Source organism: Spirosoma foliorum (assembly GCF_014117325.1).
Lineage (GTDB): Bacteria > Bacteroidota > Bacteroidia > Cytophagales > Spirosomataceae > Spirosoma > Spirosoma foliorum.
Map to the genome: position 1 here is coordinate 8,079,874 of NZ_CP059732.1, position 23,864 is coordinate 8,103,737.

At 49.3% G+C, this 23,864-nt stretch carries 13 protein-coding genes; 9 read left to right on the forward strand and 4 right to left on the reverse strand.

All coding sequences use genetic code 11. From position 1 onward, the window contains the following. The first annotated feature begins 35 nt into the window (after positions 1–35). The 5 genes from H3H32_RS34105 to H3H32_RS34125 are packed head-to-tail and all read left to right on the forward strand — an operon-like array spanning position 36 to position 13,195. The gene (locus H3H32_RS34105) at positions 36–6,008 is read left to right on the forward strand and encodes a hypothetical protein (protein ID WP_182460164.1); all 5,973 of its coding nucleotides are present in this window, start codon (positions 36–38) and stop codon (positions 6,006–6,008) included. Continuing rightward, the gene (locus H3H32_RS34110; RefSeq protein WP_182460165.1) at positions 6,008–7,186 is read left to right on the forward strand and encodes a hypothetical protein; all 1,179 of its coding nucleotides are present in this window, start codon (positions 6,008–6,010) and stop codon (positions 7,184–7,186) included. Before H3H32_RS34105 ends, H3H32_RS34110 begins: the two co-directional genes overlap by 1 nt. Before the next feature lie 29 nt (positions 7,187–7,215). Beyond that, a complete protein-coding gene (locus H3H32_RS34115) occupies positions 7,216–9,342 on the forward strand; it encodes a fibronectin type III domain-containing protein (RefSeq protein WP_182460166.1) in 2,127 nt (708 codons plus the stop codon). 2 nt (positions 9,343–9,344) lie between these two features. Beyond that, positions 9,345–12,743, forward strand: coding sequence for a fibronectin type III domain-containing protein (locus H3H32_RS34120; protein ID WP_182460167.1), 3,399 nt, complete (start codon positions 9,345–9,347; stop codon positions 12,741–12,743). Next, positions 12,740–13,195: a hypothetical protein gene (locus H3H32_RS34125; RefSeq protein WP_182460168.1), complete on the forward strand. Its 456-nt coding sequence runs from the start codon at positions 12,740–12,742 to the stop codon at positions 13,193–13,195. Before H3H32_RS34120 ends, H3H32_RS34125 begins: the two co-directional genes overlap by 4 nt. Positions 13,196–13,207: 12 nt before the next feature. On the opposite strand, the gene H3H32_RS34130 is transcribed toward H3H32_RS34125, so the two are convergent. Beyond that, on the reverse strand, positions 13,208–15,367 hold the full coding sequence (locus H3H32_RS34130; RefSeq protein ID WP_182460169.1) for an ATP-binding protein: 2,160 nt from the start codon (positions 15,365–15,367) through the stop codon (positions 13,208–13,210). A 100-nt stretch (positions 15,368–15,467) separates the two neighbouring features. Here H3H32_RS34130 and H3H32_RS34135 point away from each other — a divergent pair, with 100 nt between their 5' ends. The 3 genes from H3H32_RS34135 (at position 15,468) to H3H32_RS34145 (ending at position 19,012) form a co-directional block, all read left to right on the forward strand. Further along, entirely contained in the window at positions 15,468–16,055 is a 588-nt protein-coding gene (locus H3H32_RS34135; RefSeq protein WP_182464569.1) for a thioredoxin family protein, read from the forward strand. A 117-nt stretch (positions 16,056–16,172) separates the two neighbouring features. Next, positions 16,173–16,721: a sll1863 family stress response protein gene (locus H3H32_RS34140; protein WP_182460170.1), complete on the forward strand. Its 549-nt coding sequence runs from the start codon at positions 16,173–16,175 to the stop codon at positions 16,719–16,721. A 170-nt stretch (positions 16,722–16,891) separates the two neighbouring features. Continuing rightward, positions 16,892–19,012 (forward strand): peptidylprolyl isomerase, encoded by a 2,121-nt coding sequence (locus tag H3H32_RS34145; protein WP_182460171.1) that lies wholly within the window; start codon positions 16,892–16,894, stop codon positions 19,010–19,012. A 151-nt stretch (positions 19,013–19,163) separates the two neighbouring features. Here H3H32_RS34145 and H3H32_RS34150 read toward each other — a convergent pair whose 3' ends face one another. Together H3H32_RS34150 and H3H32_RS34155 are read right to left on the reverse strand one after the other, a co-directional pair. Beyond that, positions 19,164–20,096 (reverse strand): RraA family protein, encoded by a 933-nt coding sequence (locus H3H32_RS34150; RefSeq protein WP_182460172.1) that lies wholly within the window; start codon positions 20,094–20,096, stop codon positions 19,164–19,166. A gap of 148 nt (positions 20,097–20,244) precedes the next feature. Next, positions 20,245–21,183: an RraA family protein gene (locus H3H32_RS34155; protein WP_182460173.1), complete on the reverse strand. Its 939-nt coding sequence runs from the start codon at positions 21,181–21,183 to the stop codon at positions 20,245–20,247. 265 nt (positions 21,184–21,448) lie between these two features. On the opposite strand from H3H32_RS34155, the gene H3H32_RS34160 reads away from it, so the two are divergent. Next, positions 21,449–22,873 (forward strand): mandelate racemase/muconate lactonizing enzyme family protein, encoded by a 1,425-nt coding sequence (locus H3H32_RS34160; RefSeq protein ID WP_182460174.1) that lies wholly within the window; start codon positions 21,449–21,451, stop codon positions 22,871–22,873. Between the two features lie 72 nt (positions 22,874–22,945). Here the strand turns inward: H3H32_RS34160 and H3H32_RS34165 are convergent, their stop codons facing one another. Then, positions 22,946–23,857 (reverse strand): TIGR01777 family oxidoreductase, encoded by a 912-nt coding sequence (locus H3H32_RS34165; protein ID WP_182460175.1) that lies wholly within the window; start codon positions 23,855–23,857, stop codon positions 22,946–22,948. Positions 23,858–23,864: the final 7 nt, after the last annotated feature.

The window sequence follows — 23,864 nt, forward strand, 5'->3', positions numbered from 1 at the left end:
GAGCGCAAAGAATCTTAGTGACCTTTGCGATTATCTTGGCAGTCTTCGCGGTTAAGCCTGCATTCTCGCAGACCTTTCCTCTGCAAGTTCAGGTGAGCGTTATGCCGCCTTATAGCGCCTATTTGCAGGATTATCCCGGTGCTGGTCAGCAGGTGCGGGTGTTCATTATCAATACCAGCCGTACGAGTTATCAGGTTCGGCTAACGGGTCAGTTAACGGGCGATAATGGCATCGAGATTCGAACCTCGCCTAGTTACCGTCCACCCCGGCCCGTTACGATACCACCCGGCCAAACGCTGCTTACCCGAAACGATCTGGAAGGTCTTTTCGATCTGAATCAGGTGGAGGTGATGGGTATCAATAAAAATCTGTTATCTAGAGGGTTACCCTTGCCCGATGGTACGTACCAGCTTTGCATTCGGGCCTACAACGAATCGGCTACCAACACGGCTGTAACTGCTTTTGGGCAGCCCCTTTCCTCCGAATTTCCGCTGGGTTGCTCGGCTCCTATTGTTGTGAAATCAGTGGAGCCGCCTATTCTGATTTCGCCCCTTTGTGATGCGGAAGTAACGGCTACAAACCCACAGGCCGTTGTCTTTACCTGGACACCGCCCGCAGGTGTATCACCCGCGTCGGTTGAATACACTTTACGGATTGTTGAATTACCTCAAACGAATGTAGACCCTAACGTATTTATCGACGCGGTTGCGTTACCCAAGTCGGGCGTCGAGGTGCGGAATTTACGAACGAGTACGTTTTTGTATGGCCCAACCCAGCCCCCTTTGCAGGTCGGTAAGCGATACGCCTGGCGAGTGCAGGCGATTGATCGTTCGGGTAAACTAAATTTTCAGAACGACGGCAAAAGTCCCGTGTGTTCGTTTACCTATGGCACTGGCTTACCGGCAGTAGCTCAGAAGCCAGGATTCGAACTGGTTCAGAAACCTACAGTTATCTTGCCGATTCCCGGCCTGGACGCACAGGATACGCCACCAGCAGGCGCTACCGCTATAGCCGACAAAATCCCCGCTCCATCGACGCCTTACGAACAGAAAATTACCAATTGTAACTGCAAAACCCCACCTTCGAACACAACCGGAAGTGTAGCTGATAACCAGACGGCCGTCAGCAAGAAGCAATTAACAGTCGCTGGTTTTACGGTCGATCTAGCAGGCGTACAGTTGGATGGCGAACAGAAAATTAACGGTACGGGCACCGTGCAGCTTCCGTACGTGGGCGGAGGGTACATTAAGTTACGGGTGTCGCTCAGTAAGGTGCAATGCAATTCGGGTGGGCAAGTCATTGCGGGTAAAATTCGTGGATTATTGCAACAAAACGCCAGCCTGTTGCCCGGTTACGACAAACCCGACTTCAGTGCACTTGACCTGAAACCAGCTGACGTAAGTAGTATCAGTAAAAAGCTGGATGCCATAAAAGATCAGGTAAAGGAAAGTGTTACCAATTCGAAAAACAGTGTTGGCTGGGAAATGCCGCTGGGTGTATACACCGCTCATGTAGACGTGGCGGTCACCAATGTGGTCTTTGAGCCTGCTCAAGCGTATTTCGATGCCGTTACCTGGTTCAAAGTTGCCAGCGCACAGTTTGGGGGCGTTCCGTTGAGTGCAACGAAAGTATGCATGAGTCCTGATAAGCCAATCTGTGGCGACATGACGCTTTATCTGGGACTGGATATGCCCTTATCCAAACTGTTGACGCTGAAAGGAGCCACTACAGACGTCAATAATAAGTCTGCAAACAATCTGGATTTCAAGAAGATTACAAACGTCAATCTGACCAATTGGGACTTCAAAACGTTCCATATTGTCGCTGACCTAAAACCACCCGGCCTAAAAGAAGCCAACGGCGCGAACAAGGATAAAGACGTAGCATTTACGTTGGTCTACGACTCACCAAAGGCCGATCTGAACGACTGGACCGCTACGGTCGAATTTCCTGATTTTTACGTCGATAAACTCTCCCGCGATTTCATCTTTTCGATGGATGGGAAGCCCGGTATTTACGACCAGTCAGAGTCGCCTGATGAATACACGGCCAAGTTGCCCAGCGATTATCCCCAGACTGGTCAGAAGCCAGGGCCTGAATGGACAGGGTTGTTTTTCCCCAAGCTGAAAGTGACCACAACCGTGTTGAAGTCGCTGAACCAGGGTAAGCCGTCAACGGTGTCCGTCGAAAACCTGATTTACGATAACAATGGCTTTACGGGCGCCTTCATGGCCACGCCGGTTATTTCGCTGGGCGAAGGATCGCTGGATGGCTGGTATTGCTCAGCCGACACTCTAAAGCTTAACCTGCTGATGAGTCAGTTTAAGAATGCACGGCTGGCCGGACGCGTTGTTATGCCCATCTTTAAGTACAATCCCGACGAGAAGAAGATGGAAAAGGCGTCGATCTGGCCCTACACCTGCACCCTCTCGAAAGATGAAAAACCCAACAGCGGCCTGAAGTACCAGTTCCAGATCGTTTCGCCAAAAGAAGATGTCAATGTAAAGCTTTGGGCAGCAAAACTATCGGTGCTCGACGGTACAAATATCACCGTTGGCAATCAGGGAAATAAAGATGGAGCATTCAATGCCTCCGTTACGCTCAATGCCAAGCTGAGTGTGGATGCCAAAATCGTGTCGCCGGGCATGACCATTATGGGCATGAAGCTGCAAAGTTCCCCTCCTGACGGGACCAGCTATTTCACGTCTGGCTCCATTAATTCCTCGTTTGCATCTCCCCAGAAATCGCTGCTGGCCGCTGCCGACGACGAAGGTTTCCCGGTTACGATTAAGGGCGTTAGTCTGGATAAGACAAAGGGGCAGACAGGCAAATACGATTTCAAATTCACCGGCGACATTACACTAATGGAAGGGAATATCCACGCGGCCATTACCCCTTACGTTCGGTTTAAAATTGGATTCGGTTCCAACAAACGCCCCGACTGGGATTTCGATAAAGTAGGGGTCGATTCGGTGGGTATTCATGGGAATCTGAGCTTTATGCGAATCGACGGCACTGCGGAATTTTTCGACAATGAGGCTCCCTATGGTACTGGTTTCAAGGGTGATCTGAACGTCAAATTACTAGGCGCAGGCTTTTCGCTGGGAGGCTATTTTGGGCGGGTCAATGGGTTCCGATATTGGCAAGTAGGCGGCAAAGCCGATCTGCCTGCGCCCGTTCCCATTCCGGGTACGCCCCTAACGCTGGCCGCTTTCGGTGGTGGTGCTTTCCACAACATGATTAAGGAAACCCAGACCGACGCTAATGGAAAACCCAAAGTAGGGGCACCCGTTAAGTTCACGCCCAGCCAGAAACACGACGGGTTTGAAGTGGCCGTAGAAGTGACGGTGCAAACCAAAGACCTGCTCGATATGAACGGGGTAATGGCTGCAACCGTGAGTACCGATAACGGCTTCCATTTAAGCGATTTACGATTAGACCTGGATGCGGCTCTGTTTGGCCCTGACCGCGACAAAGCGCTGGCAACAGGGGTTGGCTATATCGATGTCAATTTTGACAATGGTTATTTCGATAGCAAGTTCGGGCTTAACCTCCACTATGAACCTGCCGGTGGCGTATTGAGTGTGACTGGGAACGGGGATCTAGGTTTACACGTCTCTTTTCCACCGTCTCTGGGTAATCCTGATCAAAACCAGGATTTTAGCAAAGAGCAGCCTGGTGATTGGTACTTCTTCATTGGTCTACCCGATGCAACGCCCTGTGGCAATGCCGATGACTGCTTCGCCAGTTCAGAACGGGTAAAGCTTTCTATCAAGGTGAAGAGTTTAGGGGCGCTTACGTTTGGGTCGTATTTTGTGATGTACCACAACCTAAAACCAGATGGCGTGACGGTATTGCCGCCACCACCCTGGGGTATGTCGGCGGCTGATCTGACTGCGCTGGGCTACAAAGGCGGTCAGTTGGCCGGGACCGACGCGTTAGCTTTCGGGTCAGGTTTTGTTACCGACGACAAGTTTACATTTGGACCTTTTGAAGCCAAATTCCATGCCGCGTTTGGTTTTGATCTGGCTCTGCAAAAAGTAACGGCCCCCTGCGGTAATGGACAAATACCAGGCTTTAATGGCTGGTATGCCAATGGTCAGATGTACGCCGACCTGGCGCTGACACTCGGTATCAACATCGACATCTGGATTTATTCGGGCTATCTGGAACTCCTCAAGGTACAGGCTGCGGCCCTGCTCGAAGGGGGTATGGTGAATCCGATCTGGATACATGGCAGCATTCTGTTACGTTATCGGGCTTTGGGTGGCCGCATCAAGGGCAGTACTACTTTCGAGATGTGGTATAACAAAGATGAGCAATGCAAACCGGCTTTCGAACAACCCAATCCGTTTGCCGATCTGCCCATCATTGCGGGTATGACGCCCGAAAACAACAGCAAGAATGTATCGGTCATCGCCCCTTATTATGCCGAATTCAGCTACCCTGTTCGGACCTTGATTCAAATCAATGATGTTGATCCTGAGTCAAGACAGCCTGTTTCGAGTTTCCGGACATTCCGGTTGGATTTCACGAGTGGTACACCTGCCAATCCGTTTGTAACTACCCAGGTGCAGGCAAGTACCACAAACCCGGCTTGTGCGCTCGATAACAGCGGTCGGCTGCGTTTCGGTAATGATGCCGATGGAGGTGGCAACTTCAATGTAACGTTCTTCCGCGATGCTACACTGCCACCCAATGCTAAGTTTAACGTATCGCTGACTGTAACCGTCAATTTATTGAACACGGGCACGAATAAATATGAGCCCTACCAGTATAAAAATCAACTGGTTTTCCAAACTAAATCGTACACGTTCACAACGGGCGAATGTGTTAGTTCGCTCAGCCAGGATGGAGCGGTACCGTCGGTTGCGTACTCCTATCCGTTCGAAGGACAGCGGTATTACACCATTGGCGACGGCGGAATCTTCGGTTACGTTGAACTAGCCAGTAATTTTGGCTGCTGTCTCGACAAAATTGAGAGCGACAAATATTACAAGCTCAGTGTGCGTTATACCGCGCTGAAAGGGAATAAGTTCGACAAAAAGGACCCCAGCAGTGTCTGGACGAACAGCAGTGTCAAGTTCGACGGGAAGCTATTGCGTTTCGGTATCCCGCTTACATTCCTGCAAAAGAAAACCTTATACCGCATCGAAATCTTCCGAGAACCGACCGATGCGCTGGTGGCCGAACAGAAGAAAATCATTGCTCAGCAGAAGGGTAAAATTCGCAAAGATCTGGAAGACAAGTATTTGGGTGGGCAGAAAGCCGAATTTGGCTTTGGTAGCGATGCCACAGCTTCATCTAAACCCGGATTGGGGCCAGGGACTGGTGTATTGGGCAGTAAAGTATCGGCTGTGAATGGGTTGGCGCAGGGGTATAATTCGGCCTACATTGATCAGACTATACAGAGCGGGAACAGCAGTCAGGGAAATGCCATCGGCGCAAAAGTAACCGGACAGTCGGCCGGGTCGATGACGGATATCAAGCTGGGCAAGGGTAAGAGCGACGAGGAAGTCGATGTAAAAACCCAGTTGGAACAGCCCGTTTACACCTATTATTTCCAGACCAGCCAGTATAACACACTGGCCGAAAAACTGAAAGCTAGCCCATTCCTGACGGCTGAACAGAAAACCGTTCGGACGGATAATATCGAAGCATATACCATTCCTGTTCAAAATCCCGAAGGCTTTGATAGCTACGAGTTGCTTTGGAAGAAGTTGCCTAACGGTAGCGCGTTGCCCCCGTTAGTGCTTCAAAAAGTGCTGGATACAACGAATCCCTGGTTTGCCGATTTTGTGAAACCAATGGTTAACCTGATCAATGGTCTGTCGAGCTATCAGTTGAGTAATGGCAATATTTTGTTCAAAACGACGGCTAATACCACTGCTGCTACAGTCGATTATGAGCAACTGATGAGGCAGGTAGTCCTCTTCAACCAGGGCGGTTTCGATAACGCTCAGACACCCATTTCAAAAAATAGCCTGAAAGGCATTACGCAGAACTAATGAAAACGAAAAATCAACTCCAGGCTTACGGAATTACCGGGCTACTTTCGCTGATTATCAGCCTGGTGTATCCATCGGCAGGATTGGCTCAGTACAGCCTAAAGATGAGTCAGCAGGATATGGCGAAGGTTGCCAATACCGCAATCACCGTGGACGATATGAGTCAAAAAACGGTGCCGATGACTTTAGGCGGACAGGCATTTGTGAGTACGCCCGGAAAATATGGCATGATGTTTTTGAATGCGCCCGTATATAAAGCCTATGTCGAACGACTGGAAGACAATATCGATGTAATGATCAGTACACTCAATGAAGCGTATCCACAGCGTAAAGCGCTAATCGATAAACTTTTAGCCGTGGCAGGAGGCCTAACCTACGAGTATCATATGGCCGTTGGCACACAAACGGGGCAGCCTAAAAGCATGAGTCAGGCTGGTCGGGAAAAGTTTATGAAGAGTATTACCACATCGTTGAATCTGGATTTCTACACAGACGATTTTCTCTCGCTGAATGATGACTATCGCAATTATTTCTTTCAGAATAGGTTGAGCAGCGCAGCAACGGCTTCGGGAGAAGTGTCTATTACGCAATACAATCCGAATATGACCTATATGGCTTCTCAGGGTAGCGACCCCAGCCGGGGAAAAGACCGGATTCGGGACACCGCCAAAGACTGTGTGGCTCTGGTGCTGAGTGAAGTCAAGAAAAATGAGAGTTTGGGGGCTGTCAGTCAGGCAGTGTCTAGTGCGATAGATGTGGTAGGTTCAGTTGTTTCAACGGGCTCAGTAGCGAACAGCGCACAAGTGAATACGCTTTTCAAAACATTTACGCGAATTAAAAGCGGCAGTTACTGGCAACTGACCAAACCGGGCTCGGTTATTGGCTTTTATCTCAAACTACTACCAGGCGCTACACTGGCTTCAGACGTAACGAATAAAGACGGCACCGGCGACCGCTACGTCGATGAATACGCGCTGAAAAATGGTATTCCGCCCTTTCCATCGCCTTACGCGCTGAATCTGGCTAAATCGGTTAGTAATGACTTTTCGGGGGTAGGCGTAGTAACGGTTCCTGGCGGCACCAACGGCGTCATTGTTGTTCAACCCGGTTCGTCATCGGGTAATACGTCTAACGGTCAATCATCGGGCACGCCTGCTCCTCCAACTCCTATTCATTAACGGCTCGACTCTTTTTCAGAAACCTGATCATGAAAGTATTCGTCACGCTTCTTGTTCTGTTCATGGGTATGTCGGGCTCGAGTCTGATGGCCCAACGTGCGCCAGGCCCAACTACGCCAGCGGCTACCCGTCCTCCTGCTCAAACGGCCACTTCCAGCAACGATACCCATTTCGAATTATCCATGATAGGTCGAGCCTTTGGCGACTCGGTTGTTGTTCGATGGGCTCCTCATAACATTATTCTGTACCGCGAAATCAACCGCAGTGGCGGGTATATCTTAACGCGTAGGAGCCTGGGTGCCAATGGGCGATTACAGGTCGATTTTCAGAAAGATGTAAAAGTCTGGACACTCAACGAGTGGAAACAACGCGTTTCGCGCACTGATAGTCTGGCGGCTGCCTGCGCCCAATTGATTTACGGAAAAAGCAGTGTCCTTCAGTCGGCCAACGATCCCGTGACGCTCGATAAGCTAATGCAGCAGAAAAGTCGGGACGATTTTCAACTAATGTTTCTGCTGATGCTGGCCGATGAAAACGCGCGTCATGCAGAAGGTATGGGATTAGGATACATCGACCGGGCCGTCAAAAAAGGAGTACAGTATTTTTATTACCTAACACCCCGTTACGACGGAAAGCTGCTGTCGGTTGATGAACAAAAGGTGCTGGTTAGCAACGTGGGGCCTTATACCCGTCCGCCGATGCCAGTTGTTCGGGCAGAACAAAAAGACCACGCCATCAAACTCGTTTGGGATCGGCAGGTTACTGACGAACTGTTTTCTGCCTATTACATTGAGCGTTCGCAGGATGGCGGACGAACATTTCGACGCATGAATCGGATGCCCTATACGCAAGCGCCGATTCAGTCGGAGCAGGCATTGTATAGCTACGTCGATTCGCTAAAACAGAATTACGTGAAATACCAGTACCGCGTGGTGGGCATTTCGCCTTTTGCCGAGCGAAGCATCCCCTCGCCCGTTATAACCGCACAAGGTGTCGACTTAACGCCACCCGTTGGCGCTCGAAACGTGCAGGCCAAACACCTGAGCGGTAGTAAAGTTCGCATTACCTGGGAGCAGCCTAGTATGTCCTCCGATTTTGCCGGGTACATTATTGCGCGGGGAAGCGACGAAAACAAACCACTGAGTCCGCTAACAAAGCAGGTACTGGGCAAAACGGTTCGTGAATACGTCGATGAAACGGCGAACCCCTACGAGAAAACATTTTACAAAGTAATTGCGATCGACACGGCGAAGAATTCGAACCCGTCGATGGCCGCTTACTGCACGTTCAAGGATGTAACGGGTCCGGCGAAACCCAAAAATTTACAGGGCTATATTGACACAACAGGCTTTGTACGGATTGTCTGGGACCCAAACAAAGAGCCTGATATTCTGGGTTATGCGGTATTGATGGCGAATCAGGCCGACCATGTGTTCACCAATCGTACCAGCAGCTATCTGCCAACCAGTGTTTTCGAAGATCGCACTACGCTGACCACGTTAACGAAGAAACTGTATTACCGCGTTGTCGCCTACGACAAAAATTACAACCCAAGTCCACCATCCGATATGCTGGAATTAGCTCGGCCCGATAAAGTGGCACCGACCAGTCCGGTTATTAGCGATTACGTGGCCAGCGACACTGCTATTGCCTTACGATGGGTAGCCAGCATCAGCGAAGACGTTCGGGAGCAGGTTTTGTATCGCCGGGGGGCAAATACCGAGAACTGGCATGAGTTAGGCAAGTTAACGCCGAAACAAAATAGCTACGTAGATCAGCAGGTAAAACCAAATACCCAGTACAGCTATATGCTCGTAGCAATTGATTCGGCCGGGTTGCGATCTGGCGAATCATTTCCGCTCAATACGAGCACGTTACAGATGGTGCCTCGTCCGGCTAAGCAGCTTAGCGTGCAGGTAAGTCCCGATGGTAAGACCGTTGTCTTGAACTGGAAGCACCCTGATCAATACGCTCGTTTTGTCATTTACCGGTCCAACGAGGCCAAGATTTTACGCTCGTATGATGCCGTTAACCGTGAGCTGACCTTTACGGATCGAGCCGTTCAGAAAGGACAATATGAGTACGCGGTTAAAGTAATTTATCAAGATGGGCGTGAGTCGGGACTTTCGAATCGGGTAAAAATTGACGTCAACTAGCTATGAAATCACGCATAGGTTTTCTTGTACTGAGCTTGATGCTGCTGGCGTCAACTCATCTGTTGGCGCAGTCCAATGCCCCAACGAATCTGTCGGGGACGGCACCGGCATACAATCGGGTGGTGCTTACCTGGAAAGACAATTCGACGAACGAAACCAAGTTTGAGATCGAACGAAACAACTTCGCCAGCTATACCAAAATCGGTGAAGTTAGCGCCAATGTGACAACCTATACCGACAATACAACTGGCGGAGGAACTTACCGAGTTCGGGCCGTTTTTGCGACGGGAGCGGCTTCGGGTTATTCCAACGAATTCACCATTACCACACCTCCCGAACCACCAGGAATGCCAACGGGCCTTACGGCAACCCTGCAAAACGGTAGTGTGGTGCTTAGCTGGAGCAATGGCTCAGGCGGTACGGCGTCAACTTATCGGGTCGAGCGGTCTGTACAAGGTGGGGCCTATAGCCTATATCAGACCGTTTCGTACAGCCGGGCGCCTACTTTGACAGACAATGGCGTACTTGGTGGCCAGCAATATTGTTACCGAGTTCAGGCAGTGAATACTGGAGGCTCATCGGGCTATGCCGGACCTGCCTGCCAAACAATTCCACTCACGCCGACCAATATCAAAAATTTGACCGCAACCACGTTAAGCAGTAGTTCCATTAAGCTAAACTGGACGCCTTACGGGAAAGAATCGGGCATTACGATTGAACGACGCAAAGGACAAACGGGCAATTTTGATAAGATCAAAGACTGGCTGGCCGATAGTGGCGAATTTACCGATACGGGTCTGGAATCGAACACGGAATACTGCTACCGGATTGGTGAAAGTGGGCATGACTATTCGGCAATAGTTTGTAAAACGACCCTCCAAAGCATCCCAGCGGCTCCCGGCCGAATGCAGGCTCAAGCGGTGGCTTATAACCGAATCGATCTGCAATGGGCTGACCTAAGTAATAATGAAACCCGATTTGAGGTTGAACGATCTACAAATGGCTCGGCGGGTACGTATACTAAACTTGCTGACGTAGGGGCTAACACGACTAAGTACAGCGATCAGAGTGTTCAGGCAAGTACGCAATACTGCTATCGGGTGCGCGCTGTGAACGATGCGGGTGCCAGCGGTTATACCGATCCGCCTGCCTGCGCTACGACGCCCGCACCTCCCGCAGGCGTTCCGCAAAATGTAGCGGCTGTAGCAACGTCAACTACCCAAATTAATGTGAGTTGGGACGCGGTAGCCGGAGCTAGTGGCTATCAACTGGAACGCAGCCCGAATGGTAACGATGGCTGGCAACAGATTGGCCCTTCGCCTGCGACAGCCACTACATTTTCCGATAATGAACGGACGCCCAATACGCGCTATTACTATCGGGTTCGGGCGGTGAACAGTGCTGGTGTTCCGGGCGATTATTCTGGCGTTGCGAATGCCATTACGCCCGATGTGCCGCCTGCCGATCCAGCCCGGCTGACTATTACCTCATTTACCTACAATCAGGTTAGCCTGCAATGGGCTGATCTGTCGAACAACGAAGCTGGATTTCAGATCGAACGCTCGACAGATGGGGCCAACTGGAGCAAAATTGCGGATGCGGGCGCAAACGCGACGGCCTATGCAGATCAATCTGTACAGCCACAGACGCATTATTATTACCGCATTCGGGCGGTCAATGCGGCTGGTTCGTCGAACCCGTCCAATGTCGTAGACATAACCACGCCTGCTGGTCCGCCCGTTGCCGCTCAGGATTTGAAAGCCACGGCCACGTCAACTACGCAAATCAGTTTGACCTGGAGTGCTATCGCCAATGCGACCAGTATCGTCATTGAGCGGAGTCCAGACGGGTCAAGTAACTGGAATTCGCTCACAACGGTGGCCGGTACGGCAACGAGCTATACCGATAATGGCCTGACGCCGAATCAACACTATTATTACCGAATCCGGGCGACTAATGCGAGTGGAACAGGTAATAATAGTAACGTCGCTGATGCAACCACTCCTGACGTACCGCCAACAGCGCCAACTAATCTGACGATTACGTCGGTGACCTACAGTCAAATCAGTTTGCAGTGGGCCGACAACTCGACCAACGAAAGTGGGTTTGTACTGGAACGATCGCCTGATGGGGCTACGTTTACCAAGCTCATCGACCTGCCTGCCAACACGACTACGTATAACGATCAGACGGTTGCCCCCCAAACCCATTACTATTACCAAGTACGGGCCGTTAACGCAGCCGGGCCATCGGGCAATTCCAATGTGGTTGATGCCACAACACCCGTTGGTCCACCTACAGCAGCCCAAGACCTGAAAGCCACAGCTATTTCAACGACCCAGATTAGCCTGGCTTGGACGGCTATCCCAAATGCAGCCACCATCGTTATTGAACGCAGCCCTGACGGCGTTAGCAATTGGACTTCTGTCTCGACGGTAGCGGGTACTGCAACCAGCTATACAGACAATGGCCTGACCAAGAATCAGCATTATTATTACCGCATTCGGGCAACTAACGTGAGCGGAACGGGGAATAATAGTAACGTCGCCGATGCGGCTACGCCCGATGTCCCGCCAGCCGCTCCCGCCCGACTGACCGCTACTGTCGTATCGACAAGCCAGATCAACCTGGTTTGGGCCGATCTGTCGAATAACGAGAGTGGTTTCGAGATCGAGCGGGGTACTAGCGCGACAGGCACCTTCACCAAGATTATGGATGTACCTGCCAATACGACTACGTATGAAGACAAGAACCTGACCGACGATACGCAGTACTGCTATCGGGTACGAGCGAAAAATGCGGCTGGCCCTTCGGCTTATACCGATGCTGCCTGCGCCACAACACCTCTAGCCCCGCCAGCAACTCCGACTAATTTAGTCGCTCAGGTGTTTGATTACGATCAGATAAAACTGACATGGGCAGCCGTGAGCGCTAAAGCGGTTACTATTGTCATTGAGCGGGCTTCAAATCCTAACGGGCCCTTTTCTGAGCTTAAGCAAATCCCGGCTTCGCAGACGAGCTATGTGGACATGGGTTTACAGGAGTTTACAACCTATTATTACCGGATCAAAGCCGTAAATACAGCGGGTAGTTCAGATTATTCAAATGTCGCAACGGCGCGGGTTGAAGAAGTGATCATCGCTGTGGAAGATGAGCTGGAAACCCATACCACGCTTTTTGTGAGTCAACGTACACTACACGTCATTACAAACTGGTTTACAACGGCCCAGACGACGATTCAGCTTCATACAGCCAGTGGGGGAACTGTACTGACCGACAACCGAAAGGTACGTCCGGCTGATCGCTGGGACTACAATCTCGATACCCTGCCTACGGGTCTGTATATCATTAATATTGTTGCCGATGGGCGCAAACTTGCCAAACGTATTCTGCTGCCATGAAAAAGCAAACGCCTGTTATATACCTGTTGATTACAGCTATTCTTGGGAGTCTGGCAGCCTGTCAGCCCAAAACGGTTACGCCCATTACGTCGCTGATTAACAAAGTCTGGAAAGCCAACACCGTAAAAGAAGCCGATTTATTGGTGTTTACGCTGGGTGCTACCAATAATATTAAACCCGGCTACACGAACTTTCGGCTCGACCTGAGTAGGCCCGATACCGTGCGGTTGAAAGACGTGGACGGCCGATTAACCGTTGGCACCTGGACCGTCTCGACCGATAACAAACGACTGATTTTGTCGAATCTAAACCCGAAGCCAACCAACACCGGCGGCAATATTGAATATTATATTCTGAGCGAACCCGATGGACTGTCGTTAAGCTTGGAACGCACCGCTGAAAGCCGGAAGACGGGGAATACGATTGATCAGTATGCGTTGATACCGGAGTGATTCATGCCATGCTTACTCAAGCGGAAGCTTTATCGTAAATTTTGTAAACTTTCCTAGTTTGGTGTCGACGCTCAATAGGCCGCCGTGTCCTTTGGCAATAATATCGTAGCTAAGCGATAAACCTAGCCCAGTTCCCTGGCCTGGGGGTTTGGTCGTGAAAAAAGGCTGAAATACTTTCTGGCGAACCTCGTCAGGAATGCCCGTTCCATTATCCCTGATCTGGATAACTAATTGACCACCATCCTGGCTAGTTTGAACAAATACCATTGGTGAAAAACCGGATTCCAACTGACTCTTCTGCTGGACGGCATAAAACGCATTGTTGAACAGGTTGACCAATACTCGCCCAATGTCTTCCGGTACCAGGTTGATTGTCGGTAGATTGGGGGCAAAGTGGGTAGTCAGATGCGCATTGAACGATTTATCTTTTGCCCGAAGCCCCTGATAAGCCAGCCGCAGGTATTCATTGATGAGCGCATTTAGATCAGTGGGTTGTTTCTGTCCCGAACTGGCTCGGCTGTGCTGAAGCATACCCCGAACGATGCTGGCGGCCCGTTTGCCGTGATCACTGATTTTCTGTACATTCTGGCCCAGATCACTTAACAAATCGGTTTCCAGTTCAGTATCGCGTTCACCTTCGGGCTTTGCCCGTTCTTCATTAATCTCCTGCACAAGTTCGACCGAGACTTCGGCGAAGTTATTGACGAAGTTGAGTGGATTCTGAATTTCATGAGCAATGCCCGCGGTCAGTTCACCCAATGAAGCTAATTTTTCCCGTTGTATTAATTGATCCTGTGTTGCCTTTAGTTCTTCGAGAGACTGGTGGAGTTCTGCCGTACGAGCCTGTACCTGTTCTTCCAGTAATTCATTTTGCCGGGCCAGCAAGTGTTGCTTTTCCTGTTCCTGAGCCAGCGTTCGGGCCGAAAGTTGTTCAACTTCCCGGAGATTATCGCCTAGAGCCTTATAGGTGCGGGTGTAATCGCGTACCAGAGAAAGCGACAGGCCAACGGGAATACTAATGATGGCGCCCGCAACGAGAAGCACGAAAACAACCAGCATGTACTCTATAACATTATTCCGAAGCGATTCGAAAATGCCGGTGATAATACCAAATACAATGATGAGCAAAAAGCAATATAAAGACGCTTTCAGGGCATTCCAGGGTAATCGGGCATCCACATCCTTCATTTTGCGCCCTAACCAGCTTACCCGGATATAATCGAGGATAACTAGTGCCAGGGGAATCCAGCCGAATTCGTTGAGGAGGCTACCAATACCTGTTCGATAAAGCTGGTCAAGAAAAACTATGGCCAGAATACCATAATAAATCCAGCGTCGGCGGAGGTGTAAATACTGATAAACAGCGGTGAGAATCAGGATGAAACCTGCATGAAGACTTACATCACTCAGCAGATCGGTTAACGAAACATACGTGAGTGTACCTACGTAGTCATTTAACTCCGACATGGCGGCCGAAAGGGCAAAAAACAGCATAGCCCAGGCCAGCGTCCGGTTAATTGGCTGCTTCCGATTAGCCCGGTAAAACAGAAAATGGAGGAGCGCCAATACGCCACATAAACCTATAAAGCATCCATTGAGTATCGCTGGCCACTGGGTTTCATCCACTAACGAAATGCCCACCTGATCGGCTTCCTGAAAATGAATGCTTAACGGAGAAATGTCGGTCGATGCCTGAACGATTGGATCGCGTCGAAACTGGTACCGAATGGCCAGTGTATGTCGGCTTGTATCGGAAAAGTGAATGGGAATAAATCGAATAAGTCGCTGAGAACCGCCTGAATCAAACCGGGCGGGTTTAAGCGTGGCAAATAGTTTCCCATCCAGATAAATTTCAGACGAACCGAACTGCTTGACAACGAGACGAAGATCTTTCTGACGAAGACTTTTTCCGGGATACAGGGATTGCCGGAACCAGGCCTGGTTTTTTGACCATGTCGTATCGTTTAGTTCGATCGCTGTTTCAATAGACCGTTTTTTCCATGACTTGTCATTAAAGGCCGAGTCAGCCCATTTCATATCATCGCCGGGCATAAATTGCCACTTATCTCTGCCTAACTCCAGATTACTTTCGTTGGATATGCGTACCAGTTGGCCAACAGCGATATTGGTTATAAGCAACACGAAAGTTATCCCAAGTAGTAGTCGATTCATTGGGCTAAAATACGGGTAAACTAATCTTTATGCTGTATTTGTTGTCTAACCAAAAAAGAATACTCCGGTGAAAACAAATAAACTAGTTCGCTTTGCCTTAATGGCCCTGCTGGTGTCACTGACTTTATCAACGGCACAGGCTCAACCGAAAGGCTATACATTAGGGGACGTTGTCGCCGATTTTCGCCTGAAAAACGTAGATGGTCGTACGATTTCGTTAGCCGATTACCGTTCTCAGAAAGGATTGATCGTCGTGTTTATGAGCAATCACTGCCCATTTGCGAAAGCCTATGAAGATCGAGTCAGTGCGCTGGATCGTAAATTTTCGTCCCAGGGCTACCCGGTACTGGCCATCATGCCGAATGACCCGGCTGCTTATGAAGAAGACTCCTTCGAAAATATGAAAGTTCGTGCCCGCGATAAGAGTTTTCCATATGCTTATACCATCGACGAAACACAGGCTATCGCTCGGGCTTTTGGCGCCACGCGTACGCCACAGGTGTATGTGCTCAAGCAAACAAATAACCAGTTCGTTCTGGAATACGTAGGGACCATCGACGATAGCCCACAGGACGAAGCCAGTGTACAACGTCGGTATGTCGATGAGGCCGTCAGTAGCCTGTTAGCTGGTCGTCCCGTTCAATCACCCATCACCAAACCCATTGGTTGCGCGATTAAATGGAAGTAGGAAATGAGAATGTTTAGCCCCTCTCCTGTTTGGGAGAGGGGTTGGGGTGAGGGATGTAAGTTCTGGCACATCATTTGTCAAAAGGGTTGGTAGAAATCAAACTACACACAACGTATTATGAAAAAGCCACAATTAATACTGACCCGATTGAAGAACGTTGCCGGTACCCTAATGTTGGTAGCCTCATTGGCACTCTTGCAAGCGTGCGGTTCCGACGGTAAAAAAGAATCGCGTACAGAGGATGCGCTCGAAAAAACGGGCGATGCCATTGCCGCTGATACTAAGGATGCGACCGAAAAGGCGAAGGAAGATTTAAAAGAAGCGGGCGAGAAGGCGGATGCCAAATCAGAAGAGATATCCGCTGATTTTAAGCGAGAACGCGACGAAGCGGTTGCTAAAATGAAGATCCAGAAAGAAAAACTGGATGCGAAAATTGATGAATTAAAGGCAAAGGCCGACAAACAAAAAGATAAGGCGAAAGCCGAAACCGAACGCCAGAAAGTGAAGCTGGAAGATGAGCGGAGAGACTTAGATCGAGACATCGATAAAGCCAAAAATGCGACTGCCGATGCCTGGAAAGATGTAAAATCGGGCTTTAAAAGCGCCGGTCGTGACATAGGCGATGCCTTCGATAAAGCGGGCGATAAATTGAAAAAAGACAACTAAGTTTAGGCTCTTTTTTGGAAACGGTGCCATTTCTCTCAGGAGGTGGCACCGTTTTTGTTTAGACGTTGTGGAGCCAACTCCTCACTTTTGGGGATAGATATACAGTTACTACTTGTATTCGAACAGGGAAAATTGTTATTTTGCGGGCTAAATTGACTGTTAAAAGCGAAATGTCTGTCATTAATAAGATCAGAGAACGTTCGGGGTTGGCTGTAGGCGTTATTGCCGTCAGTTTGATCCTGTTCATTGTGGGTGGAGATTTGCTCGGCGGCCGTAGCCTGCTGTTCGGTGGCGATCAACAAAAAGTCGGCGAAATTGCCGGTCAATCCATTGATTATCAAGAGTTCAATGCGAAAGTAGACGAACTTCGGGCACAATACGAACAACAAACGGGCCGCGCTCCTGGCGATCAGGAAATGGGTCAGGTTCGGGAACAAGCCTGGAATCAGCTGCTGTTTGACATTGCCTACCAGAAAGAGTTCGATAAGCTTGGCCTTCAGGTTTCGCCCGAAGAACTTGTCGACATGGTACAGGGCAACAACATCAGCCCCGCCGTTCGTCAGGCATTTACAAATCCTCAAACGGGCGTTTTCGACAAAAGCTCAATCATTAGCTATTTGAAAGGCTTAAAGAATCTGCCTATTCAGCAACAGACTGCCTGGGCTAGTTTCGAGAAAAACTTAAGCTCGAACCGGCTTCGCGACAAGTACGAAGGGCTGATGCGTATGTCGATCTTTGCTACTACGGCTGAAGCTCAGAAGGAATATCAGGCGCAAAATTCGAAAGCGAATGTGAAATTCCTGTTCGTGCCATATTACACGATCAACGATACGACGGTTAAGGTGACCGACTCGCAGTTGCAGGATTACCTCAACAAGCACAAAGATGAGTATCCTGGTGCCGACAGCCGGTCAATTCAGTATGTAACGTTCTCGGTTGCTCCTTCTAAAGAAGATAGCGCGACGTTGTACAACGAAATCAAGTCGTTGGCACGTGGATTAGGCGCAGCTTCGAACGACTCGACTTTTGCTCAGCAAAATAGCGACGTTCGAGTTCCTCTTTACCTGACCGCAGGCGAAATGCCAGAACAACTCCGGGCGGCTATCCCAACGTTTACGCCAGGTGGTATTTATGGCCCCTTCCGTGAGAACAACACCTATTTCATCTACAAATACGGTGGTAGTAAGAAAGATACAAGCTATACCGCTCGCGCCAGCCATATCCTGATCCAAACCAAAGGGTTGGCTGATTCGGCTAAGGCAGAGGCTCGTCGGAAGGCAGAAGGTATCCTGAAGCAAATTCAGGGTGGTGCTAGTTTCGAAGCATTGGCACAGGCTAACAGCCAGGATGGTTCTGCTCAGGCTGGTGGTGACTTAGGTTATTTTAAAAACAATGGTCAGATGGTAAAACCATTTGAATCAGCTGTTTTTGGTGCTACGGGTGCTGGTCTGATTCCTCGTCTGGTTGAAACCGAATTTGGTTATCACATCATCAAAGTAACGCAGCCTAAAACCAATACGCTCTACCGTGTAGCCGCTATCGGTAAAACGATTGCACCAAGCCAAACAACGCGTGATGAAGCGCTGCGCAAAGCCGATGAGTTTGCCTCGACGGTTCACAGCAAAGAAGAGTTTGATGCTAAGGTGAAAGAAGATAAATCGCTGGTCGTAGCGACAGCTGATCGGATTCCAGAAGGAGCTGCTCAGATCAATGCTTTGTCAGGCACCGAAGTTCGGCAGATTGTTCGTTGGGCATTCAATGATAAAACTGATCTGAATTCTGTTTCGGAACCATTCGAAGTGGGTGACCAATATGTTATTGCCGTATTGACCAACAAAACGGATAAAGACAAGGTAGAAGTTGAAGACTACCGGACTGAGTTGACCGCTAAAGTTCGTAACGAACTGAAAGCTGAGCAGATTATCAGCAAACTAGGTAACCCAAGCGGTACGCTTGATGCGGTTGCTCAAAAGTACGGTTCAGGAGCCTTAGTTGAACTGGCTGATGATGTTAATCTGGCTACTGGCTTCCTGCGTAGCGCGGGTGTTGATCCTGTTGCTTTAGGAAAAGCATTCGGTCTGAAGCCTGGCAAACGCTCGAAACCTTTCGCTGGCGAAAGCGGTGTACTGATCATGGAAACAGCCTCGCTGACACCTGCTCCAGCCGTTGCTGACTACACGATGTACAAAACACAGCTTCAGCAAAACAATACCTCACGTGTAGGTTTCTACATCAACGAGGCTATCAAAGATGCATCGAAAGTAGAAGATCGCCGGGCGAAGTTCTATTAATAGAGTTAGCTATCGTTTAGTAAAAAGGCTCCCGTTGAACAACGGGAGCCTTTTTATTGTAGCGCGGCTGGAAAGCCGCGTAACTTTAGGCTAAAACTTCCGGTTACATAGTTAGCCTGCGGCTACGCGGCTTTCCAGCCGCGCTACAGTATCACCAGGTTCTCTTACTCATTACTTTATCCAATTCTGGCCGAGTCATCGTTCCTAGCTCTGGATGTTGCGTCAACCATTTCAGGAAATCAGTTTTGATTTCGTCGGTCCATTGACTATCGATCTGACCGGTGGTGTATTTGCCCGACTTGACGGTTTCAAAGCCAAACTGATCTTTACGGACAACAAACTCGGCGGTGCTGACAACCTGCTCGGCCATGTGGGCCGGTACAAAAAGAACGCCTTCTCGTTGCGCAATCACCAAATCGCCAGGGAGGACCATCACATTGCCGATTCGGATTGGTGTGTTCAGACCCATGAGCACCATTTCTTCCAGAAACGACGGATGAAAATCGCGAACAAAGGCGTTGAACCCTTTTATGTTTTCGAGTTCCTGCAAATCTCTGGCCGCTCCATTGAAGATCACCCCATTGCCCGTTTTACTGAAAATAGCGTTGCCCAAGGTGGCACCTACTAAGGTTCCCCCACCAATTTTACCAAAACCATCGGCCACATACACATCGCCTTTGGTCAGGGTTTCTATCGGCCAGGTATTGGTGTTGCCTTTTCGACCTTGCTTGGTAATGCCGCGTTCTTTAATCGTTTTCTCAACATCGGGCCGACTGGGCATGAACATGGCCGTTACGGCTCGTCCGGTTACAGCAACATCGTTGTGAATCAGTTTCCAGTTGCCTTCAAACTGATTGGTGTAGCCTTCGTTTTTTAAGACGGTCCAGGCATCATCAATCCCAATGTGTTTAGCCCGTTCTATTAAGTTATCCGAAACTTTAGGACGACCATCCGGGAACCGTTCGCCTTTCCATTCCGATGTTAAAAAGATCAATTCATCTTTAGGGATTGTTTGTGCAAGTAAAGGACCCGCGGCACAAAACGCAGTGATAAGTGATGCTAAGACAGTAATTCGGGATTTCATTCGAGTTGTTAATTATGAACACTGGCGCGGGTATTTACCCGTGCCTTCTTATTCGTCAGTATTCACTGACGCTGGTTGAATGAGGGCCAGCGAATGCTGGCTATATAGAAGGCACGGGTTCAAACCCGCGCCAGATCCAATAAATCTATTAATGCCCTTCTTTTGCCAGATAAGCATCCACATCTTTTTGGGTGATCGCTAACTTCTTAGGATACTTACTAACCCATGTTCTGAATTCACCTTTGATTTTATCCGACCAATCGCCGTGAATTTCGCCCGATGGGTATTTACCTTGTTGCAAAAGAACTCGCTCAAATTCATCGCGTAAGGCAGTCATTTCAGAGGCCGATACCAATCCTTCAACGAGATGGGCCGGGATAAACACGGTGCCGTATTCGTTAGCAAAAACGGCATCACCAGGAAGTACGGTAACCTCTCCAATGCGAATAGGCGCATTGATGGACGTTGGAGTCATGTCTTTAATATAAGACGGATCATGCCCTTTTACCCAAGCGTTGAAGCCTTTGGTGTCCTTCAATTCCTGCATGTCGCGAACCGATCCATAAAAAACGACGCCTTTGCCTGTTTTGCCATAAATGGCATTGCCCAGGCTAGACCCGATCAGCGTGCCGTCTTTAATCTTGCCATAACCATCAGCTACGTAAATATCGCCTTTGGTCAGGATATCGATGGGCCAGATGTTGATCCCGCCTTTTTGCGAACGACCTTCAGCTTTGCCCTGCGCCCGTACCAGACTATCGAGATCAGGACGGGTAGGCATAAATTGAGCCGTTACGGCTCGCCCTGTCATTGTTTCACCGGGTTTAAGAATAACCCAGTCTTTCTCGACCTGATTCCGATAACCTTTTTTACCCAGATACCCCCAAATCTGTTCCAGCGTACAATTCTGTAGCCGTTCCAGCACGATATCCGGAATCTTCGGACGACCGTCCGGGAACCGTTCGCCTTTCCAGTTTGAGGTTAATGCCGTTATGTATTCAGGCGATGAACCTATCCGTTGCGCCTGGGCGAAAAAGCTCACCGAAAGGGTAATAAGTGTCAATACGACGAGTGTTTTTTTTGTCATTGCTTTAGGTAGAGTTGATTGGTCAATCAAATTGATTTTCAGCTTACACAGGAAATCACCTTTGAGATGGAAAAACGAAGGATTTAAGGGGGAATTCTAAACCAAAAAGCCTAAAGCATAAGTAAAATACTGGCATTAGTCTACTTATATACATCCCTGACGAGAACGTTAGACCATAGTAGGCGCTCGTTCAATTTTGCCGCGGAATGCCCCTACTCATTTCTAAAATCCTGTATAGAATAGCCTTAAACCCTCAAGTTCTACCATGAAAGACATTTTCTCCCGGTTGTCTTCTCCCGACAACTCCTCTGATCGCCGTGACTTTTTCCGTAAAGCGGGATTAGGTGGTCTCTCACTCGGTCTCATGTTCGATAAATCGCCAGAACAGGAGATGGAATTTATTACGCAGAAAGTAAGCCGTTTTGCCAAACCATCGGAACTGAAAATTACAGATATGCGGGTGGCCATCCTGCAAGGCGTGCCTTTCAGTAGCCCAATTATTCGAATCGATACGAACCAGGGTCTGGTAGGCTGGGGTGAGGTTCGCGACGGAGCCAGTGCCAACTACGCGCTCATGCTGAAAAGCCGACTGTTGGGCAAGAACCCGTGCAACGTAGAACAGATATTCAAGCAGATCAAGCAGTTTGGCGGACAAAGCCGGGCAGCTGGTGGCGTTTGTGGCGTTGAAATGGCACTTTGGGATTTGGCTGGTAAAGCATATGGTGTACCCGCTTATCAACTTCTGGGTGGCAAATACCGTGACTTTATCCGGTTGTATGCCGATACACCCGAAGCTGATACCTACGAAGGATTCGCGGAGAATATGAAAAAGCGCCGGGATCAGGGCTATACGTTCCTAAAAATGGATTTCGGTATTGGTATGCTGGCCGATCAACCGGGTATGCTGGTGAATGCCAACAACTGGAGTGTAAAACGCCAGTGGAGTGATGCAGAGCCAGGGAAACTAGGCAACTATGCCAACACAAAACACCCGTTTACGCGGATTCAGGTCACGAAAAAAGGACTGGATAGATTAGTGGAACACGTGGGTAAAGTGCGTGAAATTGTGGGCTACGATACCCCGTTAGCTGCCGATCACTTTGGTCACTTCGACGTAAATACCGCTATTCAAATTGGTAAAGCGATGGAGCCATTCCGGCTCGCGTGGCTCGAAGATCTTGTTCCCTGGTTCTATACCGATCAATGGAAACAGATTTCTGACGCTATCGACACGCCGACATTGACTGGCGAAGATATCTATCTGAAAGAAGGATTTATTAAACTCATCGATGCGAAAGCCATCGATATGATTCACCCTGATCTGGCATCGTCAGGCGGGTTGTTGGAAACCAAGAAAATAGGCGATTATGCCGAAGAAAAAGGTATTCCAATGGCGATGCACTTTGCCGGATCGCCAATCTCGATGATGGCCAACGTACACTGTGCAGCTGCTACGGAGAATTTTGTCGCGCTGGAACATCACGGCGTCGATGTGGCCGGTTGGGAAGATTTGGTAACGGGTATCAAACCAATTGTTGACAAAGGATTTGTTCGGGTTCCTGATAAACCAGGCCTTGGCGTTGAACTAAACGAAGAGGTTGCCAAGAAATTTCTCAAAAAAGGTGGCACCTGGTTTGCGCCTACCGATGTCTGGAATACGAAAGATTCGGCCGACCGGGAGTGGAGTTAGAGTAACGCGGACATTCTGTCCGCAGTGTGAGATAAACTATATCTTTTCTACACTGCGGACAGGATGTCCACGTTACGTTAACAAATCCTCCAGTGCCTTGGTCAAATCGGTATACTGATATGCAAACGTCGTCTCTTCGGCGATGCGCTTGTTCAGTACATAATTCCCTCCAGTAACAACAATCGCCATTTCGCCGTAGAGAAGCTTGATCGCAAAAGCGGGAATGTTTGGCAAAATAGTGGGTCGGTGTAACACCTGAGCAATCGCCTTTGTCAACGTTTCATTCGTGACCGGATTGGGTGCTACTGCATTGTAAGCTCCTCGCCACGAGTCATCGGCCAAGGCTTGAATATACATCTGACAGAGGTCGTCGAAGTGAATCCACGACATATATTGCTGTCCAGAACCAATAGGAGCACCTGCCCCAAGCCGAACTGGCTGGACTAATTTGGGTAACGCACCGCCCGTCATCGTTAATACGATACCCGTTCGCATTTTCACCGTACGAATACCAAGTGCGGCAATCTGATCTTCCGAACGCTCCCACGCCCGAACCACCTGCGCCATAAAATCGGTGCCACCTACGCTGGTTTCGGTTAGTGGCCGGTCGCCGGTATCGGCTCCATAGTAGCCAATAGCCGATGCCCCGATAAATGATTTTACATGGTGATCCGTTTCCTCTAATGTCTGAGCCAGTAGTTCGGTGGATTGCGTACGGCTGTTCAAAATTTCATCTTTTCGCTCATCAGTCCAGCGTTCATCGGCAATGCCTTCTCCGGCCAGATGAATAATATGATCGGCAGTGGTAATCGCTTGTGGGTCAATCTGCCCTTTTTTTACATCCCACAAATACACGCGCACTTCCGGAATGGTCTTTGGCGATCGGCTTAGTAGCGAGACTTGATACCCTTTCTGTTGGAGCAATTGGGTTAAGCGCCGACCAATAGAGCCGGTGCCCCCTGTAATCAATACTGTTTCATTCATACGTCAG